1 protein-coding gene is annotated in these 618 nt (G+C 44.5%); it reads right to left on the bottom strand.

Annotated features, from left to right (window positions below; genetic code table 11):
* A partial coding sequence (locus tag LKK83_RS01920; protein WP_324629082.1) for a helix-turn-helix domain-containing protein occupies positions 1–242 on the bottom strand: 242 nt, incomplete at its 3' end.
* Positions 243–618 lie beyond the last annotated feature (376 nt).

Below are 618 nucleotides of genomic sequence, written 5' to 3'. Positions count from 1 at the left end.
CCCTCAATATAGGCATTGAGTTCATCTGCCGTCACGCCCAAAAAGTTAAGCAGCGCCTCTCGGTTGCGCTTATAGACATTCGTACTTTCTCCAGCCTTTAACCTCCGAAACGCACTACGCTGGATCCCGATTCGCTGCGCCAGCGCCGTATCGTTCGGTTCTGCCAAAATCTCTCCGAGAAATGCTACCAACTGTGCCAACCGCATCTGCGGCGTCCCTTGTCTGTCCTTCTGTTCGCTCACCTAGCACCTAGCACTAATGTTGCTACAATTATTTTCAATACCCCGGATTTTATTACATTTCTTTACAAAATAAGTAGGTTTATCCCTTGACAAATTAAAAAATTTTGAGTATGTTAACAGCATAAACGACAATACGACTAGTATTTTGTCGCATAATGACAGTAGAACGTGATGCGTTCGTTCTGCCATCAGATCTCTAAATTTCCCATTTCAAAAAAAAAAGGGGATTGGACTCCCCTAAAAACAAAAAAGAGTACCTAAATTGTACCATGTCTGAAATTTTTATCAAGCCTTCCTTGGCAATCGGCACGGGTTCGGTCTCCAATTTCTCTGGTGCCTCCGAGCCACCCCTTGGGTTCCGCTTCAACTACGACTA

The sequence above is a fragment of the Phormidium sp. CCY1219 genome (assembly GCF_035615515.1).
In the GTDB taxonomy this organism is placed as follows: Bacteria; Cyanobacteriota; Cyanobacteriia; order Cyanobacteriales; family Laspinemataceae; genus CCY1219.
The sequence above is the reverse complement of the archived record's forward strand: the minus strand, read 5'-3'. Positions and strand labels throughout refer to the sequence as shown.